The sequence below is a fragment of the Actinomadura syzygii genome, from assembly GCF_008085905.1.
Lineage (GTDB): Bacteria > Actinomycetota > Actinomycetes > Streptosporangiales > Streptosporangiaceae > Spirillospora > Spirillospora syzygii.
Window position 1 is genome coordinate 316,528 of sequence record NZ_VSFF01000014.1, and the last position, 16,062, is coordinate 332,589.

At 67.9% G+C, this 16,062-nt stretch carries 15 protein-coding genes; 9 read left to right on the top strand and 6 right to left on the bottom strand.

Going from position 1 to position 16,062, the window contains the following annotated elements; translation table 11 throughout:
- Window positions 1-167: 167 nt before the first annotated feature.
- Window positions 168-2,642, top strand: a complete 2,475-nt coding sequence (locus tag FXF65_RS35180) for a tetratricopeptide repeat protein (protein ID WP_148354378.1) — start codon at window positions 168-170, stop codon at window positions 2,640-2,642.
- Window positions 2,639-3,637 carry a phosphotransferase family protein gene (locus FXF65_RS35185; RefSeq protein ID WP_187412668.1) on the top strand — a complete coding sequence of 333 codons (999 nt, stop codon included), beginning with the start codon at window positions 2,639-2,641 and terminating at the stop codon, window positions 3,635-3,637. Before FXF65_RS35180 ends, FXF65_RS35185 begins: the two co-directional genes overlap by 4 nt.
- Here FXF65_RS35185 and FXF65_RS35190 read toward each other — a convergent pair.
- Together FXF65_RS35190 and FXF65_RS35195 are read right to left on the bottom strand one after the other, a co-directional pair.
- The gene (locus tag FXF65_RS35190; protein ID WP_148354380.1) at window positions 3,609-3,800 is read right to left on the bottom strand and encodes a DUF397 domain-containing protein; all 192 of its coding nucleotides are present in this window, start codon (window positions 3,798-3,800) and stop codon (window positions 3,609-3,611) included. The genes FXF65_RS35185 and FXF65_RS35190 overlap by 29 nt on opposite strands.
- Window positions 3,778-4,611, bottom strand: a complete 834-nt coding sequence (locus FXF65_RS35195) for a helix-turn-helix domain-containing protein (RefSeq protein ID WP_148354381.1) — start codon at window positions 4,609-4,611, stop codon at window positions 3,778-3,780. Before FXF65_RS35195 ends, FXF65_RS35190 begins: the two co-directional genes overlap by 23 nt.
- A 125-nt stretch (window positions 4,612-4,736) precedes the next feature.
- Between FXF65_RS35195 and FXF65_RS35200 the strand changes: the two genes are divergently transcribed.
- The 5 genes from FXF65_RS35200 to ahpD all read left to right on the top strand — a co-directional run bounded on the left by FXF65_RS35200 (window position 4,737) and on the right by ahpD (window position 7,603).
- A complete protein-coding gene (locus FXF65_RS35200; RefSeq protein ID WP_148354382.1) occupies window positions 4,737-4,994 on the top strand; it encodes a hypothetical protein in 258 nt (85 codons plus the stop codon).
- Window positions 4,995-5,062: 68 nt separating this feature from the next.
- A complete protein-coding gene (locus tag FXF65_RS46335) occupies window positions 5,063-5,461 on the top strand; it encodes an ATP-binding protein (RefSeq protein WP_425458760.1) in 399 nt (132 codons plus the stop codon).
- 129 nt (window positions 5,462-5,590) lie between these two features.
- Complete coding sequence (locus FXF65_RS35210) at window positions 5,591-6,073, top strand: RICIN domain-containing protein (protein WP_148354384.1); 483 nt, start codon at window positions 5,591-5,593, stop codon at window positions 6,071-6,073.
- A 343-nt stretch (window positions 6,074-6,416) separates the two neighbouring features.
- Entirely contained in the window at window positions 6,417-6,977 is a 561-nt protein-coding gene (locus tag FXF65_RS35215) for a peroxiredoxin (protein ID WP_148354385.1), read from the top strand.
- Between the two features lie 83 nt (window positions 6,978-7,060).
- Complete coding sequence (gene ahpD / locus FXF65_RS35220; RefSeq protein WP_148354386.1) at window positions 7,061-7,603, top strand: alkylhydroperoxidase, AhpD family; 543 nt, start codon at window positions 7,061-7,063, stop codon at window positions 7,601-7,603.
- Between the two features lie 51 nt (window positions 7,604-7,654).
- On the opposite strand, the gene guaA is transcribed toward ahpD, so the two are convergent.
- Complete coding sequence (guaA, locus tag FXF65_RS35225) at window positions 7,655-9,223, bottom strand: glutamine-hydrolyzing GMP synthase (RefSeq protein ID WP_246199318.1); 1,569 nt, start codon at window positions 9,221-9,223, stop codon at window positions 7,655-7,657.
- Between the two features lie 264 nt (window positions 9,224-9,487).
- Here guaA and FXF65_RS35230 point away from each other — a divergent pair, with 264 nt between their 5' ends.
- Window positions 9,488-10,471 carry a zinc metalloprotease gene (locus FXF65_RS35230; RefSeq protein WP_246199319.1) on the top strand — a complete coding sequence of 328 codons (984 nt, stop codon included), beginning with the start codon at window positions 9,488-9,490 and terminating at the stop codon, window positions 10,469-10,471.
- On the opposite strand, the gene FXF65_RS35235 is transcribed toward FXF65_RS35230, so the two are convergent.
- Window positions 10,468-11,199, bottom strand: a complete 732-nt coding sequence (locus FXF65_RS35235) for a DNA alkylation repair protein (RefSeq protein WP_187412670.1) — start codon at window positions 11,197-11,199, stop codon at window positions 10,468-10,470. The two genes, FXF65_RS35230 and FXF65_RS35235, sit on opposite strands and share 4 nt — an antisense overlap.
- Before the next feature lie 165 nt (window positions 11,200-11,364).
- Between FXF65_RS35235 and FXF65_RS35240 the strand changes: the two genes are divergently transcribed.
- Window positions 11,365-12,264 carry a zinc metalloprotease gene (locus FXF65_RS35240; protein WP_148354388.1) on the top strand — a complete coding sequence of 300 codons (900 nt, stop codon included), beginning with the start codon at window positions 11,365-11,367 and terminating at the stop codon, window positions 12,262-12,264.
- Window positions 12,265-12,484: 220 nt separating this feature from the next.
- On the opposite strand, the gene FXF65_RS35245 is transcribed toward FXF65_RS35240, so the two are convergent.
- Both FXF65_RS35245 and FXF65_RS35250 read right to left on the bottom strand, forming a co-directional pair.
- Complete coding sequence (locus FXF65_RS35245) at window positions 12,485-14,236, bottom strand: FAD-dependent oxidoreductase (RefSeq protein WP_148354389.1); 1,752 nt, start codon at window positions 14,234-14,236, stop codon at window positions 12,485-12,487.
- 9 nt (window positions 14,237-14,245) lie between these two features.
- Entirely contained in the window at window positions 14,246-15,826 is a 1,581-nt protein-coding gene (locus FXF65_RS35250; protein WP_148354390.1) for a succinic semialdehyde dehydrogenase, read from the bottom strand.
- Between the last annotated feature and the right edge of the window lie 236 nt (window positions 15,827-16,062).

Below are 16,062 nucleotides of genomic sequence, written 5' to 3' on the forward strand. Positions count from 1 at the left end.
CACCACCCCAGCCCATCACGGTCGAGACGAACGACGCTCGGCGGCCACATCAATGGGACTGTGGACCCGGCCGCCCCGCGTCGCGGCAGCCGTTATCGTCGTCGTGGAAACCGTCGCCGTCCGTCCCCGCCGGGCGGGAAACCGTTCTCGGCTTCGGGAGTCGTTTCATGCCCCTCGAACCTCGCTTCCGGCGGGTCGCGGCACTGCACCGTCCGTTCGTCGACCGGGCACCGGTGATCGCCGCGTTCGGCGCGTTGCTGGACGCGCGGCACGAGTCTCCCCGGGTGTTCAACCTGGTCGGGGTCGGCGGCATCGGTAAATCGCGCCTCCTGCAAGAGCTCAGGCAACGCAGCACCGAGACGCACCGGACCGCGACCCTCGACCTCCAGGTGCCCGCGCTACGCCAGCAGGAAGACGCGCTGGCCGTCCTCCGGGTCGAGCTCGGTCGGCAGGGCGTTAAGTTCGACCGGTTCGACATCGCGTACGCCGTCCTTTGGCAGCGGCTCCACCCGCATCTGCGGCTGTCCCGCCGGGAGTTGCCGTTCGTGGACGAAAGCGAGGCCCTCTCCCAGGTACTCGACGGCGCGGCCGGAGTACCCGTGTTCGGTACCGGCGTCGGTCTGCTGCGCCTTCTCGGCAAGGCGACCACCGGCATACGCCAACGGCACTGGATCAAAGGCGACGACACGTTGAGCCGCCTGGACGACTTCTCCAACTCCGAACTCGCGGACGCGGTCACCTACCTGTTCGCCGAAGACCTGCGCGACGGCTCCGACCGCCCGTACGTCGTCTTCGTGGACGCCTACGAGGCGCTGGCCCCAGCCGCCGGGCGCTCGGGCCCCGTGATGGGAGCGGACGTCTGGCTCCGGGACCTCGTCGCCCAGCTCGACCGGGGCGTCGTCGTCATCGCGAGCCGCGAGCCCCTCGGATGGGCGTCCATCGACCCCGCCTGGAACGAGGTCATCCACGGCCAGCGCGTGGACGGTCTGCCGATGGAGGCGCGCCTCGAACTCCTCTCCGAGGGCGGCATCACCGACCACGCGGCACGCCTCGCGATCGCCACCGCCAGCCAGGGCCTGCCCTTCTACCTGCACCTCGCCGTCGACACCCGTACGACCGCCCGCCAGGCCGCCCCCGCCGCGCCCGTGTCGTCGGAGGAGATCCTGCAACGCTTCCTCGCCCACGTCGCCGCCGACGAGATCCGCACGCTGGAACTGCTCAGCGTCGCCCGGACCTTCGACTACGAGATCTTCCAGGCGCTGGCAGACGCGTTCGATCTGCCCCGGCACCGCATGGCCTGGGAGTCGCTGACGTCGTACTCGTTCGTCTACCCGGCGGGCGCGCGCGGCAGGCGCCTGCACCAGCTCATGCGGGCGGCGCTGCACCGGCGGCTGTCGGACGGCACCGTCCGAGACGTCCAAGCGCTCCTCCACAGGGTTTGGGACGCCCGCGCGGAACACGACGACGCGGCCGAGGACGGCGTCGCGACAAGGATCCGCGCGGTGCGCGAGGCGGCGTACTGCGGGCTGCGAGCTGGCCTGTTCAGTGCCGAGGACGTCCTGACTTACGCCGACCGGGCCATGCTCTACGGCGGCAAGCAAGGTCTCGACGGCGTCGCCCAGGACCTCAGGAACCATCTGAACGCCGGATCCGGTGACGCCGACCTCGCCCAGACCGCCCGCTGCCTGGAGGCGGAATCGGCCGTCGTCTTGGGGGACGCGGCAGCCGCGACGGCTCTCACCGCGTCCATCGACTGGCCGCTGGACACGGTGCCCGGTGCTCGTCTCGCGCTGGCGGGCGCGCATGGACGCCGCATCGCCGGAGACACCAGCGAAGCCCAACGCCTGTTCAAGATGGTCTGGGACGACCACCCCGGCCCCACCCGCCTGCGCGCCGGATTCAGCGTCGCCGACCTGGACATGTGCCAGGGCCGCTTCGATGACTCGCAGTCCATCACGGACCAGATCCTCAAGGCCGCCCCGGACGACGACCTCGTCCTGCGCGGCGACGTCTTCCGGCTCCAGCACCTCGGCCACCGGTTCTCGTTCGACACGGACTCGTCCCAGCGCGCCTTGGAAAAGGCGGACGAACTCTACGCACGTGCAGGCGCCCGCGTGGAGCAGGCGAACATCAAGACCAACCGCGCGGAACTGCTGGCATGGACCGACGCCCCGCGCGCCGTCACCGCAGCCGCCGACGCGATCGAGGCGCAGACCGAACTGGGCGCCCACCATGAGATCGGCAAGGCGTTCACCGCATTGGCCATCGCCCAGCTCCGGTTGAGGCAGCACGCCCCGGCGGCGGCGTCGTTCCAGACCGCCGCCGAAGCGCTGGAGCGCGCCCGCTACCGGTCCGGACGCGCCCGCGCCGAACTGTTCCGTGCGTTCCTGCACGCCCGCACCGGCGACCCGGGACGGGCGGCGGAGTCGGCGCGCTGGGCCCTCGCGGAACTGGTCGGCTCGGAGGTCTACCCGACTCTGATCATGGTCGCCGGGTACCTCCTGGACGATCTCGGCGCGGCCGACGAGCACACCGCCGAGGCGGCGGCGCGCGCGCGAGCGCAGATCCGGCCGCCGGACCTGCTGCCATCGTTGGAATCTCGTGGGCGAGACCTCGTGACCGCCCTGCTGGAGGATTCGTGAACTGGCAGGACCTGTACGAGCGGGCGCGCGCGCACAGCGAGACCGCCGCCGGGTACTACAACGACAACGTCCGCGTAGAGACCCCTGACGGACCAGTCAACGTCCGGATCCCGATCCACGGGGCGGACATGATGGACCTCCGTCCGTGGCGTGAGGACCGGGTGCTCACGGCGATCGCGCCGCACGTCCGGCACGCGCCGCGTCTCCTGCATGCCTCCGCCGACCCGCCTTTCCAGGTGCACGAGTTCATCGTCGGGGACGTCCTCAACGACGTCGCTCCGCGCGGTGTGCGCGTCCCCGCCCATGTACTGGACGACGTGGTGCGGCTCTTCACCCAGCTCACGAACGTCCCGGAAGTTCCGGACGCACCCGCGGACTGGCCGGTGGACGGAGACACCACCGCCTTCGCGGGACTCCTGTCCGCCCTGACACACCGCGTGTACGACACCTACCGCGAGCAGTACGCGGACCTGTTCGCCGCCCTGGCCATCCCCACCGAACCGCTCGTGCCGGTGGACGACCTCTGGCAGAGCCTCACACCGCGCCCGTTCGGCTGCGTCCACGCCGACGTCCACCGCCGCAACATGATCGTCAGCAGCGGGCAGACCGAGTTCCTCGACTGGGAACTCGCGCTGTGGGGCGATCCCGTTTACGACCTGGCGGTCCACTTCCACAAAATGGGCTATCTGCCAGACGAAGGTGACGCGGTCACCGAACGCTGGCTGGCCGCCATGCCGTCCGAACACACGGCGGGCTGGGAACACGATGTCGAGGCGTACCTCACCCACGAACGCATCAAGTCAGCGATCGTGGACGCCGTCCGCTATTCGCAGCTGTTCGCGCAGGGCGGCCCGTACCCGTACCCGGAACACCAACTCGTCGCCTCGATGACCGCCAAGGTCAACGCCGCAAGACGCTACTGGCACCACCAAGAGGACATCGACACGGAAACAGTCGAAGCGGCCCTCAGGAAGCGGCGAAACCGCCGTTCTTGATCCGGACGACCAACGCGGCCAACTGCTCCCGGGTCACAACCAGGGGCAGACTTTCGGGGTCCTTGCTGTCCCGGACGCCGATCCCCCACGACAGGTCAGCCAACTCCACGCAGTCGGAGGTTCCGTGAGACTGGCTGTAGCTACTCTTCCGCCATGCCGTCATAGGACTCGCCCATTCGCTCTAGGAGTTCACGCGACTGGTCCTCGTTCCAGGCGCGCGCCGCGAGTCGCTGGAAGCGCGACATCACACCGATAGCCTCCGCTTGGTCGTCGATGACTCGGCCCACTCCCAGCGCGTTGCCGGAATAAGCCGCCATGCGCCGACCTGGCAGTACGAAAGACCAATACGAACCATCCACGCCTGTATGCGGCGCAGCCGACAGCGGAAGTATACGGACGGAGATGTGAAGCAACTGGCCCATCTCGACCAGCCAGTCCCGCTGCGCGGCCATGACCTGGGGACTTGCCATCTGGCGCAGGGCTATCTGGTCGATCACGATCCAGATATCGGGCTGGCCGTCCAGGATCGCGTTCTGAAGCTCCATGCGCAGGGCGAGAGTCTTCTCAAGGTCCGCGATGAGCCCGGCCGAGTACCCGGCTTCCAACAAGCTCCTGGTGTAGTCCTCCGTCTGCAACGGGAGCGGGACCACGTTGGCGGAGTAGATGCAGTGCTCGATCGCCCTGCGCTGGTAGCGCAGGAGCCGGGACGGGGCGTTGGCGTCGATGCCGAGCTTGGCGTAGCCGAGCCAGATCTTGAAGACGCCGCCGGTGTTCCAGGCGGCGTCCAGGGCCTTGCATTCGTTCGTGCCGAGCTGCTTGTCGCCTGACTCGTACTTGGAAACCTGGCCGATCGAACAGCTAAGGATCTTCGCCACGTCGGCCTGGGTCGCGTTGTGCCGGGTGCGCAGGAACCGTAGGTAGTAAGCCAGGAAGCCATGGATGGACTCGTGCGGGTCGGGGGATGGGCGGACCACGGTCGGGGCACCTCCGCACTTCCTCGTTTTTCTGATGTCTGCGGCAATGATGACAACCATAAGTCGTCGCCGTCAATCTGTTGCGCGGAAATCAAGGGAATGACCGACGCAGAGGCGAGCACGGAATGGGAATCGACAAATTCCGCAAGAATGACTTCATAGACGAATCGGACCCCCTTCCGGCCGTCGGGCCGCCGCGCGGGCGATGGGCGGAGCCTTATCAGGCCCACGAGAACGGCCTGTGGACGGTGCACCTCCGCAACCCCAAGTCGATCCGGAAGCGTGACAGCCGTCTGGTCGCCACGCTCACCGCTGGCGACCTGTTCACGCTGGGCGACCTCATGGCCGAGCAGGACGCCCTGGCACGGGCGAGCGAGTGGTGAGCGCCCTGGTCGAGGGAACGTCCGCCGGTCCCCTGGCGCTCCGTCGCGGGTTCCTGGCGACACCCGACGTGCCACGGCAAGGGCGTCTCATCGTGGAGGCGCAGACCCTCCAATGGGAACTTCCCCAGAGCACGGTGGACGACGCGGTCCTGGTCGCATCGGAATTGCTGACGAACGCCGTCCGCGCTACACCGAATGCACCGATCAGTCTCCGCCTGGCCCTCGTGGAGGAGGGTCTCCGTATCGGGGTGTGGGACTCGTCCCCGGAAAGACCGAAGACGTCCGCACCCGACCTGAGGATGCCGACCCAACGCATTCCGGATAACGCGTCCGATCCAGGAGGGTGGGGCCTAGGCATCATTGCCTCCTTGTCCAAGCATTACGGCTGCCGCCCAGAACACGAAGGAAAATGCGTGTGGGCCGTACTCGGCATAGAGCCGTCTCACGAAAACGGGGTCTCACCCTAGGGACGACGGTCGATGCGCCCCTGCGCTGACGCGAGCCCAGACCAGCAAGGCAAACTTAGAGTCATTATCTGAACACAGAGGGTAATCTCAGGCGGTGACGCATCTCCGACCAGAAGCTGGAGGACGATCATGCGCGGCACCGTACGCACCACCGGAAGACTCCTGACCGCCGCCCTCATCCTGATGGGCGCCCTGGCCCTGAGCGGCCCGGACGCCCTGGCCCGCGCCCCGCAGACCTTCCGGATCGTGAACGCCGACGAGGGCGAGTCGGCGAAGAACTTCCCCGGGATCAACCCGTCCGCACCCACGCCGATAATCGTCGACCGCGACCACGCGGGCGACCACGAGGTCTGGCGCATCACCCCGACGGGAAACGCGTTCACCATCGACAACGTGGGCTCGGACAACCGCGCCGTGGTGCGGAACGGCCGATTGGTCGGCCTTCATGAGGGATCGACGACCTGGTCCATCCGGCGGGTCGCCGAGGGCCGGTACGTCATCGAACTGCCCGGCCGGAACCTCGTCTGGACCCAGGACGAGGACAGGGCCGTGCTGGCGCCCGCGGGTGCCGAGCACGGCCAACTGTGGGAGATCGTGCCGGTCATCGGCTGACCCGATCCGGAGTCGAAGGGCGGCACGGCCACGGTCGCGCCGCCCTTTGCCGTGTGAGGCGCTACACTTGCCCGCCACAGAGATAGAAGTCCGTTTTGGGCGTATCAGTGTGATTTACATCTACCACCGAAATCCCGCCCTTCGGTCATGACTCGATCTCGTCCCTGGTCACAGCGTCGCGCGTGCCATCGATAGGCATTGCCTATCAGTGAGATGAGACAGATTGATTTCTCTTTTCAGCAGGGTCGAGGCACGCTGAGTGACATCAGCCGCTCGGAGCAAAAGCGGCTTTCCCGCGCCTCACCTGCGGAGGCGCCCCTCAACTCATGACGAAGGAGCATTCGTGCTTACTGTCGGTGACCAGTTCCCCGAGTACGAGCTCACCGCCTGCGTCTCGCTTGACGCCGAGCACGCGTTCGAGACGATCCACCACAAGTCCTACGAGGGCAAGTGGCGCGTCGTGTTCTTCTGGCCCAAGGACTTCACGTTCGTCTGTCCGACCGAGATCGCCGAGTTCGGACGGCTGAACGAGGACTTCGCCGACCGCGACGCCCAGGTGCTCGGCGCGTCCGTCGACAACGAGTTCGTCCACTTCGCCTGGCGCAAGGACCACCCGGACCTGCGCGAGATCCCGTTCCCGATGATGGCCGACGTCAAGCGCGACCTGTGCGAGTCGCTCGGCATCCTCACCGCGGACGGCGTGGCCCAGCGCGCGACGTTCATCGTCGACCCCAACAACGAGATCCAGTTCTCCATGGTGACCGCCGGTTCCGTCGGCCGGAACGTCAAGGAGGTCCTGCGGGTCCTGGACGCGCTGCAGAGCGACGAGCTGTGCCCCTGCAACTGGAACAAGGGCGAGGACACGCTCGACGCCGGAAAGCTCCTCGCCGGAGCCGGAGCCTGACCGGCTCGATCGGATCGACAGCGGCCGGTCACGCGCACTTGTGACCGGCCGTTCGCACGGATTCAGAGGAAGGACGGACGAAGATGAGCGTTGACGCGCTGAAGAGCGCCCTCCCGGGGTACGCGAAGGACACCAAGCTCAACCTGGGCTCGGTGACGTCCACCTCGCAGCTCACCGACCAGCAGTTGTGGGGCGCCGTCCTGGCCAGCGCGCTCGCCACCCGGAGCACGGTCGTCATCAGGGAACTGGCCGAGGAGGCAGGGGACCACCTGTCCGCGGAGGCGTTCGAGGCCGCGAAGGCCGCCGCGTCCATCATGGCCATGAACAACGTCTACTACCGCGCCACCCACCTGATCGGTGACGAGACGTACGCGACCCTTCCCGCGAAGCTGCGCATGTCCATCATCGGACGTCCCGGCGTGGACAAGACCGACTTCGAGCTGTGGTGCCTCGCCGTGTCCGCCGTGAACGGTTGCGGACGCTGCCTGGAGTCGCACGAGAAGGTCGTCCGCGAAGCGGGCCTTTCGCGTGAGCACGTGCAGGAGGCGCTGCGCGTGGCCGCCGTGGTGAACGCCGCCGCCGCGACGCTCGACGCAGAGGCCGCGCTGGCCCCCGCCACCGTCTGACGACGAAAACGCTAAGGCCCGGACGGATCCGTCCGGGCCTTGCTCATTTCGTCATTCCCACTCGATGGTGCCCGGGGGCTTGGACGTGATGTCCACGGTGACCCGGTTGATTTCCCTCACCTCGTTGGTGATGCGGGTCGAGATGCGCTGGAGCAGGTCGTAGGGAAGCTTCGCCCAGTCGGCGGTCATCGCGTCCTCGCTCGTCACCGGACGCAGCACGATGGGGTGGCCGTAAGTGCGGCTGTCTCCCTGGACCCCTACGGAACGCACGTCCGCAAGCAGGACCACCGGGAACTGCCAGATGTCACGGTCGAGGCCGGCGTTGCTCAGCTCGGTCCTGGCGATGAAGTCGGCGTCGCGCAGGATGTCGAGGCGCTCCTTGGTGACGGCGCCGACGATGCGGATCCCGAGGCCCGGCCCAGGGAAAGGCTGCCGCCAGACGATTTCGGAGGGCAAACCGAGCTGCTCACCGAGCGCGCGGACCTCGTCCTTGAAAAGCGTGCGCAGCGGCTCCACCAACTGGAACTGGAGGTCGTCTGGAAGACCTCCGACGTTGTGGTGCGACTTGATGTTGGCCGCGCCCGTTCCACCGCCCGATTCGACGACGTCGGGGTAGAGGGTGCCCTGGACGAGGAACTCCACCGGCTCCGCCGCGTCCTCGCCGACGACCTCGCGGGCCGCCTCCTCGAACACGCGGATGAACTCGCGGCCGATGATCTTGCGCTTCTGCTCGGGGTCGGCGACGCCGTCGAGGGCGGCGAGGAAGCGCTCCTGCGCGTCCACGACGTGCAGGTTCACGCCGGTCGCGGCGACGAAGTCCTTCTCGACCTGCTCCGCCTCGCCCTTGCGCAGCAGCCCGTGGTCGACGAACACGCAGGTCAACTGGTCGCCGATGGCCCGCTGGACGAGCGCGGCGGCGACCGCCGAGTCGACCCCGCCGGACAGCCCGCAGATCGCCCGCTTCGACCCGACCTGCCGCCGGACGGCCTCGATCGACTCGTCCGCGATGTTGACCATCGTCCAGTTGGGACGGCAGCCCGCACCCTCGTACAGGAACCGGCGCAACAACTCCATGCCGTGCTCGGTGTGCATGACCTCGGGGTGGAACTGGACGCCAAAGAAACCACGTTCGCGGTCTTCCATACCCGCGACAGGGGTGACGTCCGTACTGGCGGTGACCGTGAAACCGGACGGCGCCTGGCTCACGAAGTCGCGGTGGGACATCCACACCGCCTGCTCATGGGGCAACCCCGCGAACAGCATGCCGGGGGACGTCACCGCTACGGTCGCCCCACCGAACTCGGCGACATTCGAGTTCTCGACCGTCCCGCCCAGGGCCTGTGCCATCACCTGGTGCCCGTAGCAGATGCCGAACATGGGGACGCCCAGGTCGAACAACCCGTCCGGTGCGATCGGGGCACCCTCTTCGTACACCGACGATGGCCCGCCGGACAGGATGATGGCCTTCGGCCGCTTGGCGAGCATCTCCGCCGCCGTCATCGTGGACGGCACGATCTCGCTGTACACATGGCACTCGCGGACGCGCCGGGCGATGAGCTGCGCGTACTGCGCGCCGAAGTCGACGACGAGAACGGTGTCGAAGGACTGGTCTGCGGCCACCAAGAACGCCTTTCGCACGGGCCGGAACGATTCACCCAGTCTACGGGGCCCCCGCCCGCGCCCGATCGCGCGCGTCCCGGCCTCCGTCCTGGGGCCGGACCATGAGCACGTCTCGGACGAGACCATCACATGGTGCGATCGTCCTATAACGGTCGGCATCCATTTACCTTGATCACACTCGCGGCAGCACTTCGCTCTGATACCTGTTGATAACGCGCTGTGTTCATTTCGTTCCCGTCCGCAAGCGTCCTCCCTAGGAGTGCCGTGAAGCTGCTCGCCGCAACCGTCCTGCTCGCCGCCGCCGTTCCGGCGCTGCCGTCGACCACCGCCTCGCCCCCTCGCCCGGTGCGTCAGGAGGCGGTGCGCCAGGAGACCGCGCGTACGGGCGACTGCGTCAAGGCCGACGTGTCCCCCGCCAACGCGCGGTTGCGGCCCGGCTCGCACGTCAGGGACCGCAACGACCTCTCCCTGGAGCAGGCCGCCGGCGTCGAGCAGAACCTCAACCGGATCCTGGACGGTCTCGGCCTCGCCCCCGAGCAGAACCCGCGCGGGCAGTCGACCGGACGTGACCTGCGCGGCGCCGCCCCCATCAACATTCCCGTCTACTTCCATGTGCTGCACGACGGTTCGTCTGGCAACGTGTCCGCCGAGGCGATCGGGAGCCAGCTCGACACGATGAACGCTTCCTACGGCGGACAGAACGGAGGCGCGAACACCCGCGTCTCGTTCACCTTGCGTGCCGTGACCCGGACGGACAACGCCGACTGGTTCAACGACCCCGAGCGCTACGAGCGGACGTACAAGCCCAGATTGCGGCAGGGCGGCAAGAGCACACTGAACCTCTACAGCGCGCGTATTGGAGGCGACCTCCTCGGCTGGTCGACCTTCCCCTGGAAGTACAGCGCCGAGCCCAAGATGGACGGCGTCACCATCCACTACGGCAGCATGCCGGGCGGATCCATCGAGAACTTCAACAAGGGATTCAGCGCCACGCACGAGGTCGGTCACTGGCTCGGGCTCTACCACACGTTCCAGGACGGCTGCGGAGGGCAGGGCGACCGCGTCGCCGACACCCCCGCAGAGCGCGACCCCACCAACGGCTGCCCCGCCGGTAAGGACACGTGCCCGTCCAGTGGCGAGGACCCCATCCACAACTACATGGACTACAGCTACGACACGTGCATGACGTCCTTCACCGGCGGACAGGGCGGCCGTATCCACAACGTGTGGACGGCCTACCGCGCCTAGCGCGTCTTGCGGTTGGTTATGCGTTTCGCGTCTTCGGGAGGCAGTCTTCGGACTGCCTCCCTTAGCGTGACGCCCGACATGACGTGTGCGCGTGGCTCGACCCAGGCCACCACCCACTCCGGGTCCTTCTTCGACAGCTCCCGCAACACCCACCCAAGGGCCTTGCGGATGAAAAACTCCTTTTCGTCGATGAGCGCGTCCCCGAAGCGGTCGATCCTGCCCAGATCCGGTGCTCCCGCACGGACGCCCGCGAGCAGGGCGAGCATCGCCGTGCGGCGTATCCACATGTAGGGGTCGCTGACCCAGGCATCCAGGACCGTCCCCAGGTCGGGATACCGGACGACCAGGCCGCCGACGATTTTCTCGGCCAGGTGGTCCACGTAGACCCAACTCGACGAGTCACGGATAAGACGTTCGCCCAAGGCAAGGTCGGGTGGCTCCAGGAGTGCCGCGCGTTTGGCGAGTACTTCCATCGCAGCCATGCGCGCCTCATGCACGGGACGGCCTTGGTCGGTCACGTCCCAGAGCTTCTCCGCCAGCGCGATGAGTTCGTCCCGGGTCGGCTTGGTCTTCACCGCCGACAGCGCGACCTTCCGCAGGGCCGGGACGGTGACGCCGATATGCGTGAAGTCACTCTTCAGATAGCGCTTCTCGCTCTCGGCTCGCGCCGGATCGGCCTGTGCCCGAAATTCGGCCAGGAGCCGTTCCACTTCCCCGTCGACGTCCACGCGGGTCACGCTACGCCGCCGCGCTAGGGTGCCGCATTCAGCGTTGAGCGACCTGATTCGTTCAGGTTTGCCAAAGACGCCTTGGTTGTTCACATCCAGGCTGGTTCCAGCGATGACTCCGCTCCCCTGCGCGCGCTCCCGCTCGCGTCACCCCCAAGGAGTTTCATGAAACGCGCCGGAATCGCGGCCGTTCTCGGACTGGCCGCAGCCGTCACGACGTACGCCCCCACCGCCCCCGCCACCCTCGCGGCGCCCTCGGCGCCGTCCAACCTGTGCGCCGACCAGTCGGCCCAGGCCCGCGTTCGCGCCGGAACCCACGCCGTCGAGCCCAACCAGCCTGGGACCGCCCAGGTAGCGGCGATGGAGAAGGACTTCCAGAACCGCCTTGGCAAGCTGCGGAACAAGAAGACTTCGGCCATCACGGTCCGCGTGCACTTCCAGGTCGTCTACGGAAGTGCGGGCAATGTGCCCGACGCGACCCTGAACAAGCAGATCGACGTCATGAACAGCGCCTACGCGGGCAGCGGCGTGACGTTCACTCTGGCCGAGATCAAGCGGACGCAGAACTCCGCCTGGTTCTCCGACCCGCAGGCCAACGAGGCCGCCATGAAGAACGCCCTGCATGTCGGCAACGCCCAGGACCTCAACTTCTACACCGCCGACCTGGGCAACAGCCTCCTCGGCTGGGCGACGTTCCCGAGCAGCTACCGCTCGCAGCCCAAGATGGACGGTGTGGTCATCCACTACCAGAGCGTGCCGGGCGGCACTCTCACCAACTACAACGAAGGCGACACCGGCACCCACGAAGTGGGTCACTGGATGGGGCTCTACCACACGTTCCAGGGCGGCTGCACGGGCGCTGGAGACGAGGTCTCCGACACGCCCGCCGAGCAGAGCCCGGCCTCCGGTTGCCCCACCGGTCGCGACACGTGCTCCTCGGCCGGAGTGGACCCGATCCACAACTACATGGACTACAGCTACGACTCCTGCATGACCGAGTTCACGGCGGGCCAGACCTCGCGTATGCAGAGCCAGTGGTCCGCATACCGCGCGTCAGGAACCTGACCCGCACCCCGGCTGGACGGTCGTGACCGTCCAGCCGACGACTGACCCCCGGTAGAACGGGCCGGGTGAGCCTGTCAGGCTCACCCGGCCCGTTCTGCGCTGCGACCGGCCGACTTTTCCACAGAATCTCGTTCTAGTGCCGTGCCGCCGTCGCCCCGCCGAGAATTCAGGAGTCGAGTTCGGGGAGGCGGCGATGGCGGATTCAGCGGGTGGGGCGGCGTCAGGTGATGTCGATGATCGGGAGCTTCAACGCCCCCGGCGCGTCGGCCGGGACGGTCGGGTTCTTCGGCGGGACGGGGTTGAGCCGCCGGTACGGCTCGCCCAGCTCAGGGCGGAGGTCGTCCTCCGACCGGTTCGGCCAGAGCGACATGGCACGCTCGGCCTGCGCTGTGATCGTCAGGGACGGGTTGACGCCCAGGTTGGCGGAGACGGCCGAGCCGTCCACGACATGCAGGCCCGGGTGCCCGTATACGCGGTGATATGCGTCGATCACTCCGGAATCCGCCGAGTCGCCGATCGCGCACCCGCCGAGGAAGTGCGCCGTCATCGGGACGTCGAACAGGTCGCCCCAGGTGCCGCCCGCCATCCCGCCGATCTCGTCGGCGATCAGCCGGGTCGCCTCGTGCCCCTCCGGGATCCACGTCGGGTTCGGCTCGCCGTGCCCGGCGGACGAGTGGACGTCCCAGCCGAAGGGACCCTTCTTCGGGCGCAGCGTGATCGAGTTGTTCCGGGTCTGCATGACCAGCGCGATGACCGTCCGCTCCGACCAGTGCCGCACGTCCGCGAGTTGCATCAGGTCGCGCGGGCGGCGCACCGCCTCGCGGACGAACTTCAGCAGGCGGGGCTTGTGCTTCTCGCCCGGACGGTCGCCGTCCACGAGCAGCGTCTGCAGACCGGCGAGCAGGTTGGAGCCGCGCCCATACCGGACGGGTTCGATGTGCGTGTCCGGCGCGGGGTGGAACGACGACGTGATCGCGACGCCCTTGGAGAAGTCGGGGCCCGGCTTGCCGTTCGCCCGCCCGCCGCCGAGGATCGCCTCCGAGTTGGTGCGGGTCAGCGCGCCGAGCCGGTCCGACAGTCGCGGCAGCGCGCCCGTCGCCTTCAGCTTGTGCAGAAGCTTCTGCGTCCCGTACGTCCCGGCGGCGAACACGACCTGCTCGGCCGTGAGCGTCTTGCGGTTGCGGCCGAACGAACCCGTCCGCACGATGTCGACCTCATAGCCGCCGCCCTGCCGCGGCCTGACGGACGTGACGCGGCTGAGCGGCATCACCCGCGCGCCCGCCTTCTCCGCCAGATACAGGTAGTTCTCGGTGAGCATGTTCTTCGCGCCGTGGCGGCAGCCCGTCATGCACTCGCCGCACTCCAGGCAGCCGCGCCGCCGCGGGCCCGCGCCGCCGAAGTACGGGTCGGCGCTCTCCACCCCGGCGCCGCGTCCGAAGAACACGCCGACCGGTGTCCTGACGAACGTGTCGCCCTTGCCCATCCGGTCGGCGACCCGCTTCATGATCTTGTCGGCCTCGGTGGTCGTCCGGTTCTGCACGACGCCGAGCATGCGCTTCGCCTGCTCGTAGTAGGGCGCCAGCTCGTCCTGCCAGTCGGTGATGTGCGCCCACTGCCGGTCCTTGAAGAACGGCTCCGGCGGGACGTACAGGGTGTTGGCGTAGTTGAGCGAGCCGCCGCCCACGCCCGCACCGGCCAGCACCAGCACCCGGCTGGACTTCGCCCCGCGGATCAGGTGCATCCGCTGGATGCCGGTGAACCCGAGCGCGGGCGCCCACAGGTAGCGGGCGATGCGCCAGTTCGTCTTGGGCAGCGCCGGATACCGCGACCCGGGCGCTCCGGACGGGTTCGTGTCGAAGCGGCGGCCCGCCTCGATCACCCCGACCCGGTAGCCCTTCTCGGTCAGCCGCAGCGCCGACACGCTGCCGCCGAATCCCGACCCGACCACGAGCACGTCGAAGTCATGCTTCACGGGCGATCCCTACTTGATCCGCAGCTTCTTCATGAGCTTGATCCCGGTCGCCATCATGTCGGCGAACCGGTCGTAGCCGATGGCGCCCGGCGGTTCCAGGTCCATGATGTGCTGGCTCGCGACCGTCTGCGCCTCGGTGAACTTCAGCAGCCCCTCGGACCCGTGCCGCCGGCCCACACCGGACTGCTTCATCCCGCCCATGGGCGAGTCGTAGGACGCGTAGGCCGCGCCGTACCCGTCGTTGATGTTGACCGTCCCCGCCTGGATGCGGGCGGCGAGACGGCGCCCCTTCGCGACGTCCTTCGTCCATACCGAGGCGTTCAACCCATAAGGGGTGTCGTTCGCCCGCTCGACGACCTCGTCCTCGTCCCGGTACTTGTAGACCGCGACGACCGGCCCGAACGTCTCGTTGGCGCACAGGTCCATATCGCCATCGACATCCGCGAGAACGGTCGGCTCGTAGAACAGCGGCCCGACGTCCGGACGGGCCTTGCCTCCGGCCAGAACGGTCGCACCCGCCTCCACGGCCTGGTCGACATGGCGCGTCACTGCGTCCAGTTGCCGCTTGTAGGTCAGCGACCCCATCTCGGCCTGGAAGTCCAGCCCGGCGCCGAGCCTCATCCCCTTCACCAGCTCGACGAACCGGGGGACGAACCGGTCGTAGACGTCCTCGTGCACGTACATCCGCTCGATCGAGATGCAGAGCTGCCCGGCGTTGGTGAAGCACGCGCGCACGGCGCCCCGCGCGGTGCGCTCCACGTCGGCGTCCGGCAGGACGATCATCGGGTTCTTTCCGCCGAGTTCCAGCGAGTACCCGACCAGCCGAGGCGCGACCTTCTCCGCGATCGCCTTCCCACCGCGCGTCGACCCGGTGAACGACACGTAGTCGGCGTTCTCCACCAGCGGGTCGCCGATGTCGGACGGGTCACCCACGACGATCTGCCACAGATCGCGCGGCAGCCCAAGCTCGATCAGCAGATCGAGAACCCACAAGCTGGACAAACAGGTCTGCGTGTCCGGCTTGTGGATCACGGCGTTACCCGCCATCAGCGCGGGTGCGATATCGCTCGCCCCGAGCGCGAACGGATAGTTCCACGGCGCGATCAGCGCGACGACACCCTTCGGGTGCCGCAACTCATGGACGCGCGTAAGCCCCGGCATCATGCCCTGCCTGCGCCGCGGCTTCAGCAGCTTCGGGGCCCGCCGCGCGTAGTAGAGCGAGCAGAGCGCCACGTCGAGGAACTCCTCCATCGCGTGGCGGCGCGCCTTGCCGGTCTCCAGCTGGATGACGTCGAGGATCTCCGCGCGCCGGTCGACCAGCGCGTTCGCGAGCCGCAGGAACGGCTTGACCCGCTCCGCCGCCGGCAGCGCGCCCCAGGCCCGCTGCGCCGCCCGCGCCCGCTCGTACGCCTTCCGGACGTCGTCGGCGCTGGACAGCGGAACGGTCGCGAGAGGCTCGCCGGTGAACGGCCCGGTGATCGTCGCGGTCTCGGCGCCGCTCGACGCCACATGCGAGACCAGCCGGTCGATCAGAGTCTGCGGCAGCGTGCGCTCCGTCGCGCCTTCGGCGGAGACCGTCGGGGATGCCATACAGGCAGCGTATGACCCCCCGCCCACTCTTGGCTACCCGCAAGTAACGCGACCCGTGGAGTGATGTACCCCACGCGCTAGAGCAGTCTCCATCCCCCATTGACACCTCAACCTGACCGGACCGTTCCAAGCCAGGTCGAATTACGTAACCGACGGACTGACCATGCTTACCCGGTGTATTCCGAAGAGAGAATCTCGCTCCACGCCCACGCCGCCCGCTCCCCAACCAAGGAGAA